The following is a 17896-nucleotide window of genomic DNA, read 5'->3' on the forward strand; positions in this document are numbered from 1 at the left end:
TCATGCCCGGCGGGCAGAGGTCCTGTGGCTGGCAGACGTTCTGTGGTCGGGTGCGCACGCGCCCCGACCGCGCGGCGCGGGCTACTGTGCCGGGATGACCATCGACCTCCCGCCCGCCGCGGAACTGGCCGCGCTGCCGAAGGGCGAGTTCGGATTCCCGGGGCCCCTGCGGGACCGGCTCGTCGCGGCGATCCTGGACGGCTCCAAGACCTCCACGACGGGACTCGTCGTCGACTACGAGCACGAGCGGGAGCCCCTGCCGAAAGCAGGGGAACGCGAGGTGGTCGTCGACTCGGACGACCGCCCCGTCGCCGTCATCGAGATGACCGAGGTACGGATCGTCCCGCTCGCAGAGGTGGATCTCGCACACGTCCTGGACGAGGGAGAGGGCCACACCACCATTGCCGAGTGGCGGACGGACCACGAGCACTTCTGGCACGGCGAGGAGATGCGGGCGGCGCTGGACGATCCCGGGTTCACCGTGGACGACTCGACACCGGCGGTACTCCAGCGGTTCCGCCTCGTGGCCGCCGCCCGACCGTAGGTTTCGTCGGAGGTTTCGTCGGAGGTGGTGTCGGAGGTGGTGTCGTCGGACGGTCAGCCGTCGGACACCGGCTGATCACGCCGGATCAGCTCGGCGACCTCCGGAGCGGTCCAGTGCCCGGCGCCCGGGCAGGCCACGAGGTACGCCGCGACGGCGTCGACGTCCCACGGTCCTGCCTCGGCCAGCCCCGAGGCCAGGTGGCGCAGGTACGCGGCCGACGGCGGCCGCCACGTCACGTCGGACATGCGCCAGGGTGCGGTGAACGTCACGGCCGGGACCCCGGCCACGTGCCCCGGGCAGACCAACGTCTCGTAGCGCCCGTCGCCCAGTGCGGCACGCCCGTGGGCCAGCGCCCCGGACAGATCCAGCCGCCCCCCGGACTCCGCCTCTGCATCCGCCTCTGGCTCTGGCTCTGGCTCTGGCTCCCGATACATCTCCTGGGCGACGATGTCGGAGAACTGCGCCACGGAGATCAGATGCGCCCGGGCGAGCGTGCGCCCCGGCGCCTCCGGGTCGTAAAAGGCCCTCGCGCCCTTCCACACCGGCGACCAGGTGGCGAAGTACACCGCACCCCTCAGGGTCACCGGAATCGACCGCTGCGGCATCCGGTGGTCCCGGCAGCCCGGGTAGACCGTGTCGGTCCCCGGCAACCGGCCTCCTCGGATGTACAGGGCCAGCCGGTCGAGTCGCATGTTGGAGCCGTAGGACACGTACCAGATGACATCGGGATCGCTCGCTCCGGAGGCGAGGCCGGCCGGCGGGACGGGTTCGACGGGGACCGGACTCTTCATCGCGTGCTGGCTCCGTTGCTCCACCTCGTGATCATGCCCCCGGCCCCGCAGGGAATTCGTTGGCGCGGCGCGGAGGGGCGTCACTACAACGGAGCGATGGGGACATGGACCGACGAATTCCTCGCACCCGCCGTACCGACCCTCGTGGCCCCCGACACGTTCGGACGCCTGGTGGTGGACCTGGCCAGGGAACGCGTGGTGCGCACGCCGTGGGCGCTGCTGGCGGGCACGCTGTGCGTCAACGCCAGCCTCAACTGGGGCAGCGTGAGCGGGATGGCCCGCTGGGACCGCCCGCCGGTCGGAACGGTACTGCGTACGAAGGAGGTTCCCGAGGACCTCCGCGACGACGATCCCCCGCCCTGGGGGGATTCGCATGAGGAGGCACGCCTGCTGGCCGCCGGCGAGCGGATCCTCGACGTGCTGCCGGCGCTGCGCTCGGCGCCGTACGGGAGGCGGGACGTCGCGGTGGCGTTCGCCCGGATGGACTTCGGCAGGAAGGCCGTCCGCCGACACTTCTGGTGGGAGGACCACCGCACACCGCTGGTGGCCTTCGCCCTGGCGGCACCCCAACACCTGCCGCTGGCCGCCAACCGCTTCGGGGAACCCGACGGCGACGGACCGGCGCACCCCGTTCAGACCTGCGTGGTCCACACCTACAAGCACCTCCCCATGGACGGCCCGCCACCTCCCCTCGCCGCCGTGCTCTCCCGCCACCTCGGCCCCGAGCTGGTCAACGGCAAGACACGGGGGTGAGGCACTACGGCGGGAACCGCCACACAGGCACAGCCACAACGGCAGGGGCAGGCACCACGTGAGAAGCAAGCGCCACGTGAGAGACAGGCGCCACGTGAGAGACAGGCACTACGGCAGCTGCGGCAGTTCGAGCCAGTCCTGCCAGGAGATGTCACGCCCCAGGTAACGGGGCTGCCGGAAGGGCCAGTCGGCTCCGATCCACCGCGGAACGAGCGCATCCAGCGCCTGCTCCAGCTCACCGCCGACCAGCTCGTCCACCACCCACCACGAGATCTCTGCGTCAGCGCCGACCCGCTCGGGCGGATCGATGTAGACGCAGCCGAGGACGGCCTTCTCCTCCCGCCCCAGCAGCGCGTAGTTGAAGGACTGGTGCGCGGCTGTCTCCCTCTCATGCCGCAGCAGATCGACGCGGTCCTCTTCATAGGTCATCGTCTCCGGGGGCCATCCCCACGCCGGCCCGAAGATCGCCCACAGCCGCTCCCGCGAGCCCATCACGGCGGGATAGTCGATCTCGACATCGGCCTCCCTGATCGGCCGCAGATGGTGGGCCCCGTCGGGCAACGGAACATGCACAGGGTGGACGAAATCGCCAGGAAGCCAGCTCATGCGCGGAGGCTACTACCGCGCCTACCGATCCATGACCGCCGGATCATCCCGTACTCGACATACGGCTGTTGGTACTCGATATACGGCTGTACTTCGTACTCGACTTACGACTGTACTTCGTACTCGATATATGCTCCAGTGGCGACATGACGAACATGCGGCTCACCAAGCCGACGATCGCAGTCCTGGAAACCCTGCTCTCCTCGACGAGAGACGATCCGGCCTGGGGCCTCAGCATCTGCCGCAAAGCCGATCTCGGCCCCGGCACCGTGTACCCGATCCTCGACCGGCTCGCCGAACGCGGCTGGATCACCAGCCATGAGGAGACCGGCCCGCATCCCGGTCGCCCTGCGCGCCGCTTCTACGAGCTCACCGGCACCGGGCGTCAGCAGGCTGCCGAAGCGCTGGAGAACCGCAGGGATCGCCGGTTCAAGCTCGGCTTGGCAGGCGGTGGAGCGTGAACGAGCTGCCGATGGACTTCTCCGTCTTCCACGGGATGTACCGCGAGCGCTTCGTCCGCTACGCCCACGCCCTCGTACACGACCCGCACGACGCGGCGGAAATCGCCGACGCCACGTTCGAGCAGCTGTACCGCGGGTGGGACCGGATCCTCGCCTCCGGGAACCCCACCCGGTGCGCCTGGCGGGTGCTGCGCAACAAGACCATGGACCACTGCCGGGCCCGCAACCGCCGCCCGCTGATCGACGCCGCGTTCGACATGGAGGCGGTGCGCCAGGCCGTGGACCCCGTCCGCCAGATCGAGGAGTCGATGGCGCTGTGCCGCGCCTTGGGCGAACTCCCCGTGCGACAACGCGACGTGATGACGCTGCACTACTTCCTCGGCCTACCGGTGGACAGCGTCGCGGACACGCTCGGCATCACCCCGGCCGCCGTACGTTCCACCGCCCGGCACGCCAAGCACCATCTGCGCGCGATCCTCGCACCTGGGACGACGGTTCGGGATCCCCATCCTCACGACGACAACGAACCGTTCAGCTCTCAGACGGCCCTCGACCCTGACGGCAACGAACCCCTCGCCTCCCAGGTCCCCCGAACGGCTCGCTCCACGGCCAACCTCGCCGCCCAACTGGCCGGATCGACCCGACCGCACCTTCGCGACGAATGGGAATCCCTGCTGGCCGGCAATCCTGAAGACGGCGTCAACCCGTCACGGACCCAGCAGCAACTGCTCGCTGCGGGCTTCCTGGTCGCGGCTCTTCGCATGCGGCTGCGTGACGTCGTACGCCCTGCCTGGCGTCCCGTGGACTGGTTGCTTTGCGCGCCGTCGCGCACGCATGCGTTCATCTCGGCGACCGTCGGTGTCCAGGCGATTTGTATCGTCCGGGGCAACGGTCTGGCCGCCTTGGTGACAGACGCGTGGGAGCCTTGCGGCATCGCCGGCACCGCACTGTTCGCCCTGGCCCGCTGGCTACGCCGTGTGCGCGGCATCGAGCCGGCCACACCGGAGAGCGATCCCACCGAGGAATAGCGCGCAGCCGTTCGATGTCCTCGGTGGCACCCCGGAGGGGAGGGTGACCTGACCGTGCTGCCGGTCGTACCGCTGGCCATCGCGGCGCCGGCCTGGGGTGCCCTGCTCTGGAGATCAGAACGGGACCTTCAGTCCTGCCCCATCCTCCGCAGCGCCAGTGCGACGTGGCTGTATCCGGGGATGGGCGCTCCACCGGCCTTCTCATAACGGACGGCTTGTGCGAGCCCGAGCTTCTCTCCGGTGGAGAGGGTCCGATTCGCGGTCCACAGGAGCGTTTTGAGCTGCTCGTTTTCGATGGTGAGGAGCGGTGCGGCTGGTTCCAGCGACAGGTTGGTGAGGGCGCACCAGTCCGCCACCGCGGTCCAGAACGTGGTGAGCGTGTCCCAACAGACCGTGCTTCGGGGTCCGAGCAGCGCACGTATCTCGTCGGGAGAACGGAACGTGTCGAGGCCGTGGGACACAAGGTTCTGGAGGTCTTCCAGAAAGGCGACGACGAATTCGTAGTTGGCCTCGTCCTCCAGCAGTTCCTCGGCGACGGCCAGGACCTCGACGGTGGCGCCGTGGTCGCGCCGGGCCACCCGCGAGGCGATCTCCCGGCAGATGGCCGGCTCGTCGGGATCCTCCACGGTTTTGGGTTCGATCCCCGCGGCGGCAAGGAGTCGCCCAGAGCGGCCGGCTGACCGTCGGCGCCATGGAATGCGCATCGTGACTTCTTTCGACTGTGCCGTCGCCCACGACCGCACGCCTGGTGGTCGCTCAGCATGACACGGCGTTGCGAACAGGCCGTCCACCGGGCCGGGTGTGGCCTCCCGGGAGGCCGGCGACTCGGTGCGTTTCTCTTCTGCTCAGCGGCCCATCAGCCGCAGCAAGCGGGCCTGAGGGCTCTCCTCGGCCAGGGGCAGAGCCCCGGGGGCGGCGAAGAAGCGGTGGGTGGTGTCGAGGGAGACAGGTGACTCCGCCAAGCCGGCGTAGATTTCCGTGAGGTGGTCCGAAATCCAGGTGACGAGCCCGGGGTCGAGCTCCTCGGAAGCGTGGATAGCCCGGGCCAGGTCCCAGGTGTGAACGGTGGTGTCCGTGGCGCGGACGGCGAGAGCCTGTTCTCCGGTCACCGGGCCGAGGGGGTAGTCCAGGATCTGCCGGAGGGCACCCGGCCTTCGGAACGCCGCCGCGCACTCCCGAACTGACCGGACGTACGCGCCCACCGGATCGCCGTTCAGGGCGTCCTCGTCCCGGAGTCGGAGGAAGTCGGCCGCTGAGCCGCCGTCCAGAAGGGAGACGTAGTTGAGGTTTCCCCGGGTCATGTGGTTGACCAGGTTGGACACCTGCCACTCTGCGCAGGGCGTGGGTGCCGTCCACTGCTCAGGCCGTACCGCTCGCAGCCTGCGGGTGAACTCGGAACTGGTGAGTAGATAGCGGTCGACGATGCCGGCGAAGCGGTATGACATGGCCGCAGCGTAGGAGCGCCGGAGGCGACGTACTGGCGGAAATCCGTCACGGCCCCCAGGGCACGCCCTCGGCGTCCACCCGTCGTGGTCCCGCCCCCGGCGCATCCTGCCCCCGGGCATCCGGGAATCGCCGCTCGCCGCCGAGTTCGCGCTCGCCGCCGAGTTCACGCTCGCCGCCGATTTCGCGCTTGGCCTCGACGGGCCTCCGCCCCCTCATGTGCACAGTGGCCCGCTTGTACTGTGCATACCGGAACCTCTGAAAGGAAACCGTCCTGAAGACCTTCACCATGCCCGGTACCGACATCCTCGCGCCGAACATCGTGCTCGGCCTGATGCGTATCGCCGACAAGACCGACGACGACGTCCGAGAACTCGTCCGCACCGCGCGCGACGCGGGCATCGACTTCGTTGACCACGCCGACGTCTACGGCGGCGAGCTGCACAATTGCGAACGTCGCTTCGCCGAAGCGATGGCGCTGAGCCCGTCGCAGCGTGACGAGATCACGATCCAGACCAAGGCGGGAATCGTCACGGACGGGCCGTACTTCGACTTCTCGTACGAGCACATCGTCAAATCGGTCGAGGGCTCACTCGCGGCCCTGCGGACCGACCGCATCGACATCCTGCTGCTGCACCGCCCCGACGCGCTCGTCGAGCCTGAAGAGGTGGCCCGCGCCTTCGATGAGCTCGAGTCCTCGGGCAAGGTGCGCGCCTTCGGTGTCTCGAACCACACCCCACGCCAGATCGACCTGCTGCGCAGGTACGTGCGTCAGCCCATCGTGGCCAACCAGCTTCAGCTCTCGATCACACACGCGCCGATCGTCGCTCAAGGGGTCGCTGCGAACATGCTCGCGGAGCAGCAGTCGGCCACCCTCGACGGCGGAGGGATCGTCGACTACTGCCGCCTGCACGACATCACCGTCCAGGCGTGGTCTCCCTTCCAGGCCGGTTTCTTCACGGGTGTCTTCCTCGGTTCGCCGGACTACCCCGAGCTCAACGCCGTCATTGACCGCCTCGCCGGCCAGTACGACGTCCCCGCCATCGCGATCGCGACTGCCTGGATCACCCGCCACCCCGCCCAGATGCAGGTCGTGCTCGGCACCACCAACCCGGAGCGCGTCGCGGGCGCCGCGCAGGGCTCCGATCTTCGACTCACCCGGGCCGAGTGGTACGAGCTGTTCCGCGCCGCGGGCCACCTCGTTCCCTGAACCCGGCCGCGGGGCGCCACCTGATCACCCGGTCCGGTCGCCCGGGTCGCCCCATGCCCGTCGATGTCAGCGCTCACGTCATGCGACATCCATCCAGCGTCATGCGACATCCAGTCACGAAAAAGCCCCCTCCGTGATCTTGGAGGGGGCTTTCGTGCTGTTCACCTGCGGTGGCTGGGGCCGGGGTCGAACCGGCGACCTTCCGCTTTTCAGGCCGGGTCGGGGCTCGCGGGAGGCTGGTGTGGTGGTGCGGGGACGGTAGCGGGGGTACGTAGTTGTGCGCTGGTGTTGGCGTACGGGTTGGCGTACCCCAACAGCCGGACTGTACGGCAGGACCGGCAACTTTCCAGCACCGCCCAGTCGTCCACCAGACATGGCCACTGCATCCCCTGAACCGCCACCGCCCACCTCACCGCCGCCGTGGCCGCACTGCGGCCACGGCGCCACTGCAACGGATCCAGTCGGTTGCCCCGGTATCCAGATGCAGGGGCAGACCGTGTGCCTGGCGCACATGGACGTGGCAGACCGCGAGATCTACCTGTCCTCCTTGTCCCCTGACAGCCCCCTCGACCACCGCGGTACTCCCTTCAACGAAGACCTGTTGGCCCAGTTGCTTAACGCCCTGCGTGATCCAACCGGAAAGCCCAACCTTGGCCGCTCCAGGTTTGACTGGGCAACCTTCTCCGGCGACGCAGATTTCGACCAGGCAACGTTTTCCGATGAGGCTCGTTTTGGCGATTCCACCTTCTCCGGCGACGCCTTGTTCAGCAATGCAACATTTTCTGGTACCGCTTACTTCAGGGGAGCCACCTTCTCCCACGACGCCCAGTTCGGTCAGGCAATCTTCTCCAGCGATGCCCACTTTGGCCAGGTGACGTTTTCCCGAGCCGCCCATTTCTATGGTGCGAATTTCTCCAATACCGCACATTTCTACGGCGCAACATTTTCTAGCGCCGCCTTCAGTCAGGCCATTTTCTCCGGCGACGCCTTGTTCAGCAATACATCGTTCTCTCGCAACGCCCATTTCTACAGAGCGACCTTCTACCTCGGCGCCATGTTCGATTGCGTGGTATTTTCCGGCAACGTTTTGTTTCGCGAGACGCAATTCAAGCAAGCATCGCAAATTGGACCGCTAATCTGCGGGAAATGGGTAGCGTTGGATCGCGCCATGTTCCAGTATCCGGTAACGTTAGAAATTTCCGCGCGCCAGGTTAGTTTCGTGCGTACCCGGCTGGCCTCAACTGCCAAGCTCCAACTGCGCTACGCGGAATTAAATCTTCAAGATGCGGTCTTCGAGTACCCAGTGTTGATCACAGGACGTCCTACTCCTTTCCACAATCCCGGACCAGAAGATCCACTACCAGAGAGGGAGCTTTCCGATCTGGACCCTGGTGTACGCCTGACATCTGTAAGCGGGGTCGACGCCGCTTACCTCGCACTGCATGACATCGACCTGAGCGACTGCCGATTCACCGGCGCCGTCCACCTCGACCAGCTACGAATTGACGGCTGGTGCACCTTTGCGACCACCCCCACCGGCTGGTTCCGACACGCCCCCTGGCATTGGAGTCAGCGAAACACACTGGCCGAGGAACACCACTGGCGAGCACGTATCGCCCGCCGGCCCACCCCCTCCAACGGCTGGACCCTCCCATCGCCGGACACCCCCGAACTGCGCCCGGCAGCAGTAGCCGCCCTTTACCGGCAGCTGCGCAAGTCGCTGGAGGACGGCAAGAACGAACCAGACGCTGCCGACTTCTACTACGGCGAGATGGAGATGCGTCGGCATGATGCCACAAGGCCCCGAAGCGAACGGGCTTTGCTGACCGCCTACTGGGCCGTCTCCGGATACGGGCTGCGCGCAACTCGGGCTCTGGCCTGGTTGGGGGTAGCTATGACTGCCACGATTGCAGCCATGACCTTGTGGGGTATTCCAGCCAACGAACCAAAACCTCATACCACCGGTCGCCAGGTCACTGCTGGACAGATGATCACTCTAACCACTGACACTCCCGCTCCGGTCAACCCTGTCGGACCGTGGACCGAGCGAGTCACTACCATGCGATTTGAAAGATCTCTGCGGGTAGTGATCAACTCAGTAGTGTTCCGTTCTTCGAATCAGGACCTGACCACCACCGGCACCTATACCGAAATGGCCTCCCGCCTCGCTGAACCCGTCCTTCTTGGCCTAGCACTCCTAGCTGTGCGCAATCGCGTCAAACGTTGACCACCAGCGATACGGAAAACCCTTTGATCACCTAAATTATGCGTCCACAGCACGCGGAATTAAACACGAAAGTATTTGCTGTCATCAACGCGCAGCAGGGCGATTTTGCGCCCTCATAACACCTACGCAAGTCGGAGTTGTAAGTGGCGTCTGCCATTGTCCAGGGAGTTGATGCCAGGCTTGATGTCACCCGACGGGGGCGTCGTCTGGAGGGAGCAGCAGATCGCGTTCCGGGTGCTTCTCGCCGGTGATGCTGCCGCTCACGCCCAGATCGACCCTCGCGGCTTCATGTAAGGCCGTGATCGCGCGGAACCCGACGCGGTTCCGCTCACGCCAGGCTTCGAGGGTGTCCGTGGTCTTCCCGCTCGCCTGCCAGTCGATTTCGAGCGTGCGTGCGTTCAGCTCGTGTGCCGCCTCCACGACGTCGTCCCCGCCGAGGAGCAGCACCCGCTCAAAGGCCCGGCCCCGCAGCCGCGCCGCGTCCGCGAGGTCCGCGGCGAGTTCCTGTTCGGGCCGCCCGGTACTGCGTATCCCCTCTCGTTGCTCGTAGAGCTGGACAGCGGCGAAGATGCCGGCGCGCACCTCATCGATGTAGGTGGCGTAGGCGTCGAGCTTCTTTTCGTCCCAACGGGTCCGGTACTCGTGACGGTGGCGACTGCGCTCCATGAGGAAATTGGTGATGTGGGTGGTGATGGCGCCCAGCAGCACCGCGGCGACCGTCACGAGCTGCTCGCCCGTATCCACGCTTCCCCCAGGTAGGCTGCACTCCTAAAGATGACTGGGCGATCGTATGAGAGGTTCGGCCGGCTCGGGTATGGATGGCTGGAACAGAGAGTGGTACCGGCTACGTCTCGGCCACCGAGGACGAGAACGGGAGTGACGCTGTGACGGGTGTGACAGCCTTGCCTGTTCCAGCCTCTCCCCCGGCCCTGCCGCTGGGATAGGGCGCCCCGTGGAGCTGCGGAGAGGCGAGCGGATGAAGAACCCCACTGCGGAGGTACTGGCTACCCTCGGCCGCAGCTATGTGCGCAATGCTCCCGGCACGCTGGGCAAGTCGCCACTCGTCGCTCGATACCTGAACCCGCGGCTGCGAGACCATCCGCGACGGCGGGTGGTCGAGTCGCTGTTCGGGTCCCGGTTCGCCGTCGACACCCAGGACCTCATCCAGCGGTACTTGTACTTGTTCGGCGTGTGGGAGCCCCACATGACCGCCTGGCTCCAGCGACGGTTGCGACCCGGGGACGGCTTCGTCGACGTCGGCGCGAACATCGGGTACTACAGCGTGCTGGCGTCGCGGCTCGTCGGGGAGACAGGGCAGGTGACGGCCATCGAGGCGTCTCCCGCGTTTCACGAGCGGCTGCTGCAACAGGTGCGTCTAAACAGCTGCGTCAATGTGCGAGCCGTCAACGCGGCCCTATCCGACAGCCAGGAGACCTTGAGGTTCATCTTGGCCAGTTCACGGAATATGGGCGCCAACTCGATAGTCCCGTATGACGGCCCTGCCGAGTCCACATTCGAGATTGAGGCCCAGCCGATGGCGGCTGTGCTCACGGAGGACGAGATCGCCAATGCCAGGGTCATCAAGATCGACGTGGAAGGGGCGGAGGGAAGCGTAGTGCGCGGTATGGCGCCGCTGCTTGGAAAACTCCGGCCGGACGCGGAGATCACGGTGGAGGTGACTCCGGACCGTATGCAGCAGCTGGGCGAGTCAGTGAACGACTTGTTGAAGACTTTCAAAGCCCACGGCTTCCATGCGTATCGGCTCACGAACAGCTATGCATCGGCCAGCTACCCGGAGGCGCTGCGGCACGCACCGGCATCCCCAGTGCGGTGGCAGGAGGCCGTGGCAGAAGAAAGCGATCTGATCTTTTCCAGGGTCGATGCAGAGACGCTTTGACGCCCCACGCCTTGCGGCAAGCAAGTTATCTGGGAATGCGACCCGTCGTATCGTGCGGGTGGCCACCGGGAGGACCGCCGGTCAATTCGACGTGCTGCACTGATCCGCTGCCCCGCATGGAATATTCCCGGGCCAGACCAGTCTTGTGCAGCCGTGCCAGGTCGGCGTCGGAAATATTCATGCCCCCTACCGGAGCGTGTTTTCCGGGATCCCAGTTGTACCGGTCCCAGACGTTGACCTGGTAGTCAAGGGACACGTGGGGTTTGCCGTCTTGGCCGGGCGTGACGGTGACCGTGCCAGTGGTGTTGGTGTTGGCTCTGCCGACGGCCAGGTACCAGTTGCCGTCGGAGTGGGTGTAGCCCTTGGGAGCGGTCTGAACAGGGATGGCGACGGGTTTCCCGCCCGACTTTGCAAAGGCGGCGAGGGCCTGCCGCCGCCACTGCTCCTGCTGCGCGCTGTCTATCGAGCCCGCTGCGACCTGGCGGAGTGCAGCGTCGTCGTTCAGCATCCGGTCGACGTCCAACTGCACCGGCGAACCGGAACCGCTGAGGTAGTGACTCATATTCCGTGCTGCATCGGGGTACCCCCTGAGATAACCCCCCACCACCATCGCCTTGGCCTCCTCCAGGATGAGGAAGTCGTGCGGGTTCGGCCAGCTGACGTTATAGCGGCCCGCCCCGTCGTCATTCGTCCCGGTGTAGACCGTGGGGGAGAGTACGCCCGCGAGGATCAGGGCATCGCAGTGTGTTGCCCACAGCTGGGCGCGGCCCTCCGGAGTCAGCGACGCCCAGAGCCAAGTAAGCTCCTTGCGCTGCTGGGCGGTGATGTCGCCGCCGAGTGCGATCAGCTTGAGAGCTTGGGGCAGCAAATCCTCATCGAGCGAGGTGTAGGCCTTATGCCCGGCATTGTACGGATCGTTTCCATGGCTTGCGGCGAGCGCACGGACGACTGACGCGTCGACCTCGGTCGCATGCCCCACCAGATCCGTGATCCGGTCCGCATACCATTGCGCTCTTTCCTTGGCCTTTTCGCCACTGGTCGGTAATTTCACGGTGTTCATAACCTGGGACACCCTCACGGTGCCGTCTTTGTGATCCACGACCGAGAAACCCTCTTCGCGGGCGTTCGCAACGAGGTTACGGACCTGGCGCTGCAGTCCCACCAGCTCGATGTGGGCGTCGTCGAGGATGCTCCAGATGCTCTTGGCCTCGGTGTGGAGGTCACCGAACTCCTTGGCGGTCTTCTGGACGAAAGCGCGAGTGACCGTGGCATTGACGCCGGCCCAGCGCGCCCTGTCCGATTTCGCCTGCATACCCTTGTGGGCGTCGCTGGCTAGTGTCTCCAGTCCTCTCGTGGCGTGTTTCCAGTCGGCCGCAGCGTCGCCCAGCTGTCGAGGTCGGCCTCCGACAGGTCGGTGTAGTCCATGGCGTAGGGCCCCCTTCGTCGGCAAGGGAGCCAAGCAACAGGCGTACACCGCCGGACGCCCCGACCGGCACCTGGACGACGACCTGTTCGGCTACATGGTCGCGGTGAAGAAGGAGAGCTACCAGCGGGACACGGTGCTGGCGACCGGCACCTTGGTTTCCGTCGTTCCCCAGCGCCCCACCCTGGACTTCGGCACCATGAGCCGCGATTTCCCGGCCGGGGAGCACCCGGTCATCCACTCTCACGAGCTCTACAGCGCCACGCTGGCCGGGGATCTACTGTTGGACCTGCCGCGCGTCGGCGTCTTCGAGACGGATGGCAACGGGCTGCGGGTAGCCATCAGCCAGGACGTGGCCGAGGAAGCCAAGACGTCGGGCGCGGAGGAGACCACGCTGCGCGGCACCGCCGCCGTGCGCCTCCCGGTCGGGGAGCGCCGCCGCCGGATCGCCACACTGCTGAGGACTTTGGCTGCCGTGCGAGGTGGCGCCAAGAAGGCCCAGCACTATGGCGACCGGACCCCGTCGCTCGTCCTTCTCGCTCCGCTGAAGGGCGGAGTCAATCCGCTCACCCGCGTCGTGGGCGGACGGGACGGGAAGACCGTCTTCCTGCCGGACGTGCTGCGTGAGGAGCTGGCCGCCTGGAGTGACGAGCTGGAAGACGGCCCGGTCCTGCTTGGCTGGGCACCCGGCTTCCTAGGCGACCAGCGTGAACAGATCCGTCGGGAACTCAAGGACTTGATCGACGAGAACCGTCTGGTCCTGGATCATCCGCGTGTGCTGTTGAAGCGGCTTGCCGGCGAGTTCGAGCGGGGTGAGCACGACACGTGGTTCGAGGACTCGGCGGCATGACCGCGGAGGAGGCGGAAGCGCCCTCGGCCGCGGGACGGACGGCACTGGAGGTCACGTTCACCGCACCGGTCGTGTCCTTCCGCAACCCGTTGTATGCCGGTGTCCAGGTCAGCCTCCCGTGCCCGCCGCCCGCCACCGTCGGAGGCGCGCTGGCCGCCGCGGCCGGAGGCTGGGCGCAGGTGGACCCGGGCCTGCGGTTCGCCATGGCCTTCAGGGCCGGCGGCAAAGGGATGGACTACGAGACGTACCACCCGCTCGACGGCAGCGGAAAACGGACCTCGCCCACCCCGCGCAACCGCGAGTTCCTCACCGACGCCAGGCTGACGATATGGCTCGTTGACGAGCCGGAGCTGTGGCGTCGCAGACTCCGCCGTCCGGTGTGGCCACTACGACTGGGACGAAGCCAGGACTTGGTCGGCCTGGAGATGCACCAGGTCTCATTGCGCGCGGCGCCCGGGTCTCAGCGTCACGCGGTTGTCCCAGACGAGCGCGGTGCCCCGGGCACGTTGCTGCGACTGCCCACGGCGGTCGCGCATGGCCGGGGACGCACCCAGTGGGACGCCTACCGGTTCGATTCCTCCGGCCGTGCGGAACGTCCCGTCACCGACAGCCTGTCCACGGACGACGGCCAAGCCGTCGCTCTTCTCCCCTGCACGCACCCCGACACCGGGCTGCGTTCCTGACCCGTACCACCCGATCCGGCCGTACCGTAGCCCGGTGCGGCCGGGTGAGAACGGATTTCTGCACCATGACAGACCCGCTGTCCGCCGTCTGGGCCAAGAGTGCTCAACGGCACCGGCCTCCCGAGTTACTCACCGCCCACCTCTCGGCCGCCTACGCCGCGGCAAACCTGCTTCGACGGCGTGTGGGCCGTATAGACGTGGCAGAGGCGGTCTTCGCCGGCAGCTTCTGGCCGACCGTGGAGCTGGCCGACCTGACGCACGACGCAGGCAAGGTGGCCGGAGGCTTCCAAACCATGATCAGCGGCCGGGCCCGCCGCTGGGGCGAGCGCCACGAGGTCGCCTCGCTCGGCTTCCTGCCCTTCCTCGTTGAGGACCCGGACCTGCTCTCCTGGGTCGCCAGCGCGGTCGTCACCCACCATCGCGCACTCACCGGAGAGAACGGCCGTGATGTGGAGGCGCTCTACGGAGTGGCCACAGCGGCTGAGATGGCCGCCCGATTCGCCCCAAGCGAGCCACTGGCCCTCCCTGCCTTGCAAGCGTGGCTTCACGAGGCGGCCGCCCGTGCGGCCCTGCCGGTGGACGCCAACGCTGGTGACAGCAAGGAGGCGACCATCGACCGGCTGGCAGGGCATGCTCACCGGTTGCTGGGAGACGTCCTGGACCGCTGGGCAGACCCGGTCGACCGTGACGAGGGTCTGGCAGCCGTCCTCCTTCAAGGCGCCGTGACCCTCGCGGATCACCTGTCTTCGGCTCACCGCTCTCTGTCCACAGCACAGCCTCTTGATGACGGCTTTCGCAGTCGGCTGGAGCAGCAGTTCGCCAACCGCGGCAGGACGCTGCGCAAGCATCAGCTCCAGGCCGCCGACATCACCGGTCACCTACTGCTACGGGCCCCGACCGGAAGCGGCAAGACCGAGGCGGCGCTGCTCTGGGCGGCCCGCCAGGCCACCGCCCTTATGTCCTCTGGCTGTGGAGTGCCACGGGTCTTCTTCACCCTGCCGTACCTGTCGTCCATCAACGCCATGGCCACGCGGCTGGCTGACGTGCTGGGCGACCCCACGGCCGTCGGGGTCGCGCACTCCCGAGCCGCCTCGTACCACCTCGCCGTGTCCATCAGCCCGGAGGACGGGGACGAAGAGGACGAGACCGGTGGCCCCTGCCGCGTCGATGCCGCCGCCAAGGCGCTGTCCCGTGCCGCCGCCACCAAGCTGTTCCATGAGAGCGTCCGTGTCGGCACCCCGTACCAACTGTTGCGGGCCGCTCTTGCAGGCCCCGCCCACTCCGGCATCCTCGTCGACGCCGCGAACTCCGTGTTCATCCTCGACGAGCTGCATGCGTATGACGCTCGTCGCCTCGGCTACCTCCTGGCCAGCGCACGCCTATGGGAACGCCTCGGCGGGCGCGTCGCCGTGCTGTCCGCGACCCTTCCCACCGTTATGGCCGACGTCTTCAAGGAAACCCTCACCGCGCCGACCGCCCTCCTAGAGGCCACCGACCTGGGCCTGCCGATCCGCCACCTGCTCCACACGCGCCCTCACCACCTCACCGACGAGGCCGCACGCGAGGAGATCAGAAAGCGCCTGTCCAACGACGAATCCGTCCTGGTCATCGCCAACAACGTTGCCCATGCCCTGGAGCTGTACGCCGACCTGGCCCCGGCCGTCCGGGAACGCCACGGCGAGGAGGCAGCGCTCCTGCTGCACTCACGTTTCCGCCGGAAGGACCGCTCAAGCATCGAGAAGAAGATCAGCGAGCGGTTCGGCACCGTTGCACCGGATCGCCAGCACACGCGGCGACCCGGGCTGCTGGTCGCCACGCAGGTTGTGGAAGTAAGTCTCGACGTCGACTTCGACGTGCTGTTCACGGGCGCGGCGCCACTTGAGGCACTGCTCCAGCGGTTCGGCCGGGTCAACCGCATCGGCGCCCGGCGGCCGGCCGACGTGATCGTCCACCGTCCCATCTGGAACACGCGCCGAGGCGACCGGAGCCACGAGTACGCCGACGGGATCTACCGGCGCGAGCCAGTGGAGAGCACCTGGGACATCCTCACCCGCCACGCCGGCGAAGCCGTCGACGAATCCGACGCAACCGAGTGGCTCAACGAGGTGTATGCCACGGACTGGGGTGTCGAATGGCGCCGGGAGGTCATGGAACGACGCGACGAGTTCGACAGCGCCTTTCTCCGGTTCGCCTACCCCTTCGACGACCGATCTGGCCTCTCCGAGACGTTCGACGAACTCTTCGAGGGCACGGAGGCGATCCTGGAGGAAGATCGAGACGGCTACGTCGCGGCACTCCAGGAGGCCGGCACCGGTAACCAGGCCGCCGGCCGACTCCTGGCGGACGAATTCCTCATCCCCATGCCGCACTGGGCCGGCCCACTCACCCGCTACGAGAAAACCCTCCAGGTCCGCATCATCGACGGCGACTACACCCCGGACCGCGGACTGCTCTCCGTGCGCGGACGCCCCCAGCAGACCTACCAGCCCGGAGAGGTCCTGTGATGGAGGCGGCGGACGTAGGCGGCGTACACATCAAGTACCTCTACCACTGCCGCCGCCAGCTGTGGCTCTACGTCCGCGGGATTCGCCCCGAACACCTGAGCACCGCGGTACAGCTCGGCGAAGCCGTACACGACACCTCCTACACCCGCCACTCACCGGTCGACCTCGGCGCCGCACGACTCGACTTCGTCGACGGTGGCCACTGGGTGCACGAGGTCAAGTCCTCGTCACGCGCCAGCCCCGCCGACCAGGCACAAGGTCGCCACTACTGCCACCGACTACGCGGTTTGGGCATCGAAGCCCAGGGCGCCGTCCTGCACTACCCGAAGACCAGGCGCACCCAGCGCTTTCCTTACACCCCCGAAGCGAAGGCCCAGGCCGAAGCGGACATCGTCGAAGTCCTGGCGGTGGCCGCCGCGCCCACTTCCCCAGAGCGGCTCACACGTTCCGCATGCCGCGGTTGCAGCTTCACCGACTACTGCTGGACGGAGTGAAATGCCCGCCGCCGCCCGTACGTACTGGCTGACCACACCATGTCGGATCCGCCGCAAGGACCAGTCCCTGCTCATCGAGCGCGAGGACGCCGGCAACGTCCACATCCCGATCACGGACGTCCGCGACATCGTGGCCTGCGCTGAAGTCGACATCAACACCGCGGTGGTCTCCCTCCTCAACCGCCACCGCGTCAACGTCCACCTGCTCAGCTACTACGGCGACTACACCGGTTCACTCCTCACCTCGGAGACGAGCACGTCAGGAGAGACCGTCCTCGCCCAAGCCCGACTCGCGGAGAACCCGGAGCGAAGCCTCCAGGTCGCCCGCAGCATCGTCGAGTCCTGCGCCTTCAACGTCCGCCGTGTCGTCGACCGCACGTTGCTGACCCGCCCGTACAAGGTGCTCCAGGAGTCCATCACGCTGGCCGGTACTCCGGAACAGTTGATGGGCGCAGAGGGCACCTTCCGCCGGTCCGCCTGGGAAGTGCTGGACACCAAGCTTCCCGAGTGGCTTCAACTCGGCGGCCGCAGTCGCCGCCCGCCGAAAAACGCCGGCAACGCGTTCATCAGCTACGTCAACGGCATCACCTACGCACGGCTGCTCACCGCCCTGCGTCTGACACCGCTGCACAGCGGCATCGCCTTCCTGCACAGCAGCATGGAACGACAGCGGCACTCGCTGGTGCTCGACCTGTCCGAGATGTTCAAGCCGCTCTTCGCCGAGCGTCTCCTCCTGCGCATGGCGAAACGCAACCAGCTCAAGTCCCACCACTTCGACAGCGACACCAACCAGGCCATGCTCAGCGAGCCCGGCCGAAAGCTCGTCGTCCAGACGGTCCGTGACGAACTCGCTGTCACGGTCGGCCACCGCACCCTCGGACGCAACGTCTCATACGACGAACTGCTCTACCTGGACGCGTTAGCCCTGACCCGCCATTGCCTAGAAGGCTCGCCGTACAAGCCGTTCCGGATCTGGTGGTGA

General features: G+C 66.9%; 19 protein-coding genes. 12 read left to right on the forward strand and 7 right to left on the reverse strand.

Going from position 1 to position 17896, the window contains the following annotated elements:
- The first annotated feature begins 94 nt into the window (after positions 1–94).
- Positions 95–544, forward strand: a complete 450-nt coding sequence (locus NQO67_RS35555) for an ASCH domain-containing protein (RefSeq protein WP_255954572.1) — start codon at positions 95–97, stop codon at positions 542–544.
- A gap of 53 nt (positions 545–597) precedes the next feature.
- On the opposite strand, the gene NQO67_RS35560 is transcribed toward NQO67_RS35555, so the two are convergent.
- Positions 598–1335 (reverse strand): histone deacetylase, encoded by a 738-nt coding sequence (locus NQO67_RS35560; protein ID WP_255954573.1) that lies wholly within the window; start codon positions 1333–1335, stop codon positions 598–600.
- A 96-nt stretch (positions 1336–1431) separates the two neighbouring features.
- Here NQO67_RS35560 and NQO67_RS35565 point away from each other — a divergent pair, with 96 nt between their 5' ends.
- Positions 1432–2088 carry a hypothetical protein gene (locus NQO67_RS35565; protein ID WP_255954574.1) on the forward strand — a complete coding sequence of 219 codons (657 nt, stop codon included), beginning with the start codon at positions 1432–1434 and terminating at the stop codon, positions 2086–2088.
- 108 nt (positions 2089–2196) lie between these two features.
- On the opposite strand, the gene NQO67_RS35570 is transcribed toward NQO67_RS35565, so the two are convergent.
- On the reverse strand, positions 2197–2694 hold the full coding sequence (locus tag NQO67_RS35570) for a GNAT family N-acetyltransferase (protein ID WP_255954575.1): 498 nt from the start codon (positions 2692–2694) through the stop codon (positions 2197–2199).
- A 146-nt stretch (positions 2695–2840) separates the two neighbouring features.
- On the opposite strand from NQO67_RS35570, the gene NQO67_RS35575 reads away from it, so the two are divergent.
- Both NQO67_RS35575 and NQO67_RS35580 read left to right on the forward strand, forming a co-directional pair.
- On the forward strand, positions 2841–3155 hold the full coding sequence (locus tag NQO67_RS35575; protein WP_255954576.1) for a PadR family transcriptional regulator: 315 nt from the start codon (positions 2841–2843) through the stop codon (positions 3153–3155).
- On the forward strand, positions 3152–4183 hold the full coding sequence (locus NQO67_RS35580; protein WP_255954577.1) for an RNA polymerase sigma factor: 1032 nt from the start codon (positions 3152–3154) through the stop codon (positions 4181–4183). The genes NQO67_RS35575 and NQO67_RS35580 overlap by 4 nt, the downstream gene beginning before the upstream one ends.
- A gap of 128 nt (positions 4184–4311) precedes the next feature.
- Here NQO67_RS35580 and NQO67_RS35585 read toward each other — a convergent pair whose 3' ends face one another.
- From NQO67_RS35585 to NQO67_RS35595, 3 genes are all read right to left on the reverse strand, one after another.
- Entirely contained in the window at positions 4312–4809 is a 498-nt protein-coding gene (locus tag NQO67_RS35585; RefSeq protein WP_255954578.1) for a hypothetical protein, read from the reverse strand.
- A 219-nt stretch (positions 4810–5028) separates the two neighbouring features.
- Positions 5029–5628 carry a TIGR03086 family metal-binding protein gene (locus NQO67_RS35590; protein ID WP_255954579.1) on the reverse strand — a complete coding sequence of 200 codons (600 nt, stop codon included), beginning with the start codon at positions 5626–5628 and terminating at the stop codon, positions 5029–5031.
- Between the two features lie 46 nt (positions 5629–5674).
- Positions 5675–5917 (reverse strand): hypothetical protein, encoded by a 243-nt coding sequence (locus tag NQO67_RS35595; protein ID WP_255954580.1) that lies wholly within the window; start codon positions 5915–5917, stop codon positions 5675–5677.
- Here NQO67_RS35595 and NQO67_RS35600 point away from each other — a divergent pair.
- Both NQO67_RS35600 and NQO67_RS35605 read left to right on the forward strand, forming a co-directional pair.
- A complete protein-coding gene (locus NQO67_RS35600) occupies positions 5901–6836 on the forward strand; it encodes an aldo/keto reductase (RefSeq protein WP_308295728.1) in 936 nt (311 codons plus the stop codon). The genes NQO67_RS35595 and NQO67_RS35600 overlap by 17 nt on opposite strands.
- A 481-nt stretch (positions 6837–7317) precedes the next feature.
- Positions 7318–9063, forward strand: a complete 1746-nt coding sequence (locus NQO67_RS35605; RefSeq protein ID WP_255954582.1) for a pentapeptide repeat-containing protein — start codon at positions 7318–7320, stop codon at positions 9061–9063.
- Positions 9064–9249: 186 nt separating this feature from the next.
- Here NQO67_RS35605 and NQO67_RS35610 read toward each other — a convergent pair whose 3' ends face one another.
- Positions 9250–9807 carry a hypothetical protein gene (locus NQO67_RS35610; RefSeq protein ID WP_255954583.1) on the reverse strand — a complete coding sequence of 186 codons (558 nt, stop codon included), beginning with the start codon at positions 9805–9807 and terminating at the stop codon, positions 9250–9252.
- A 232-nt stretch (positions 9808–10039) separates the two neighbouring features.
- Between NQO67_RS35610 and NQO67_RS35615 the strand changes: the two genes are divergently transcribed.
- The gene (locus NQO67_RS35615) at positions 10040–10960 is read left to right on the forward strand and encodes an FkbM family methyltransferase (protein ID WP_255954585.1); all 921 of its coding nucleotides are present in this window, start codon (positions 10040–10042) and stop codon (positions 10958–10960) included.
- Positions 10961–10985: 25 nt separating this feature from the next.
- Here NQO67_RS35615 and NQO67_RS35620 read toward each other — a convergent pair whose 3' ends face one another.
- A complete protein-coding gene (locus NQO67_RS35620; protein ID WP_255954687.1) occupies positions 10986–12272 on the reverse strand; it encodes a hypothetical protein in 1287 nt (428 codons plus the stop codon).
- On the opposite strand from NQO67_RS35620, the gene cas7i reads away from it, so the two are divergent.
- From cas7i to cas1b, 5 genes are all read left to right on the forward strand, one after another.
- Positions 12157–13233 (forward strand): type I-B CRISPR-associated protein Cas7/Cst2/DevR, encoded by a 1077-nt coding sequence (gene cas7i, locus NQO67_RS35625; RefSeq protein WP_255954586.1) that lies wholly within the window; start codon positions 12157–12159, stop codon positions 13231–13233. The genes NQO67_RS35620 and cas7i overlap by 116 nt on opposite strands.
- Complete coding sequence (gene cas5 / locus NQO67_RS35630) at positions 13230–13916, forward strand: CRISPR-associated protein Cas5 (protein ID WP_255954588.1); 687 nt, start codon at positions 13230–13232, stop codon at positions 13914–13916. Before cas7i ends, cas5 begins: the two co-directional genes overlap by 4 nt.
- 65 nt (positions 13917–13981) lie before the next feature.
- Positions 13982–16420, forward strand: a complete 2439-nt coding sequence (gene cas3, locus NQO67_RS35635) for a CRISPR-associated helicase Cas3' (protein WP_255954589.1) — start codon at positions 13982–13984, stop codon at positions 16418–16420.
- The gene (locus NQO67_RS35640; protein WP_255954590.1) at positions 16420–16914 is read left to right on the forward strand and encodes a CRISPR-associated protein Cas4; all 495 of its coding nucleotides are present in this window, start codon (positions 16420–16422) and stop codon (positions 16912–16914) included. The genes cas3 and NQO67_RS35640 overlap by 1 nt, the downstream gene beginning before the upstream one ends.
- Position 16915: 1 nt before the next feature.
- The gene (gene cas1b / locus NQO67_RS35645) at positions 16916–17896 is read left to right on the forward strand and encodes a type I-B CRISPR-associated endonuclease Cas1b (protein ID WP_255954591.1); all 981 of its coding nucleotides are present in this window, start codon (positions 16916–16918) and stop codon (positions 17894–17896) included.

The organism is Streptomyces odontomachi, assembly GCF_024435355.1.
GTDB lineage: Bacteria > Actinomycetota > Actinomycetes > Streptomycetales > Streptomycetaceae > Streptomyces > Streptomyces odontomachi.

Coding starts and splice junctions, on each gene's coding strand:
- NQO67_RS35605 (WP_255954582.1), top strand. CDS start 7,318: ATGCAGGGGCAGACCGTGTGCCTGGCGCACATGGACGTGGCAGACCGC.
- NQO67_RS35615 (WP_255954585.1), top strand. CDS start 10,040: ATGAAGAACCCCACTGCGGAGGTACTGGCTACCCTCGGCCGCAGCTAT.
- cas7i (WP_255954586.1), top strand. CDS start 12,157: ATGCTCTTGGCCTCGGTGTGGAGGTCACCGAACTCCTTGGCGGTCTTC.
- cas5 (WP_255954588.1), top strand. CDS start 13,230: ATGACCGCGGAGGAGGCGGAAGCGCCCTCGGCCGCGGGACGGACGGCA.
- NQO67_RS35590 (WP_255954579.1), bottom strand. CDS start 5,628: ATGTCATACCGCTTCGCCGGCATCGTCGACCGCTATCTACTCACCAGT.
- NQO67_RS35640 (WP_255954590.1), top strand. CDS start 16,420: ATGGAGGCGGCGGACGTAGGCGGCGTACACATCAAGTACCTCTACCAC.
- NQO67_RS35570 (WP_255954575.1), bottom strand. CDS start 2,694: ATGAGCTGGCTTCCTGGCGATTTCGTCCACCCTGTGCATGTTCCGTTG.
- NQO67_RS35620 (WP_255954687.1), bottom strand. CDS start 12,272: ATGCAGGCGAAATCGGACAGGGCGCGCTGGGCCGGCGTCAATGCCACG.
- NQO67_RS35575 (WP_255954576.1), top strand. CDS start 2,841: ATGACGAACATGCGGCTCACCAAGCCGACGATCGCAGTCCTGGAAACC.
- NQO67_RS35595 (WP_255954580.1), bottom strand. CDS start 5,917: ATGGTGAAGGTCTTCAGGACGGTTTCCTTTCAGAGGTTCCGGTATGCA.
- NQO67_RS35555 (WP_255954572.1), top strand. CDS start 95: ATGACCATCGACCTCCCGCCCGCCGCGGAACTGGCCGCGCTGCCGAAG.
- cas1b (WP_255954591.1), top strand. CDS start 16,916: ATGCCCGCCGCCGCCCGTACGTACTGGCTGACCACACCATGTCGGATC.
- cas3 (WP_255954589.1), top strand. CDS start 13,982: ATGACAGACCCGCTGTCCGCCGTCTGGGCCAAGAGTGCTCAACGGCAC.
- NQO67_RS35560 (WP_255954573.1), bottom strand. CDS start 1,335: ATGAAGAGTCCGGTCCCCGTCGAACCCGTCCCGCCGGCCGGCCTCGCC.
- NQO67_RS35565 (WP_255954574.1), top strand. CDS start 1,432: ATGGGGACATGGACCGACGAATTCCTCGCACCCGCCGTACCGACCCTC.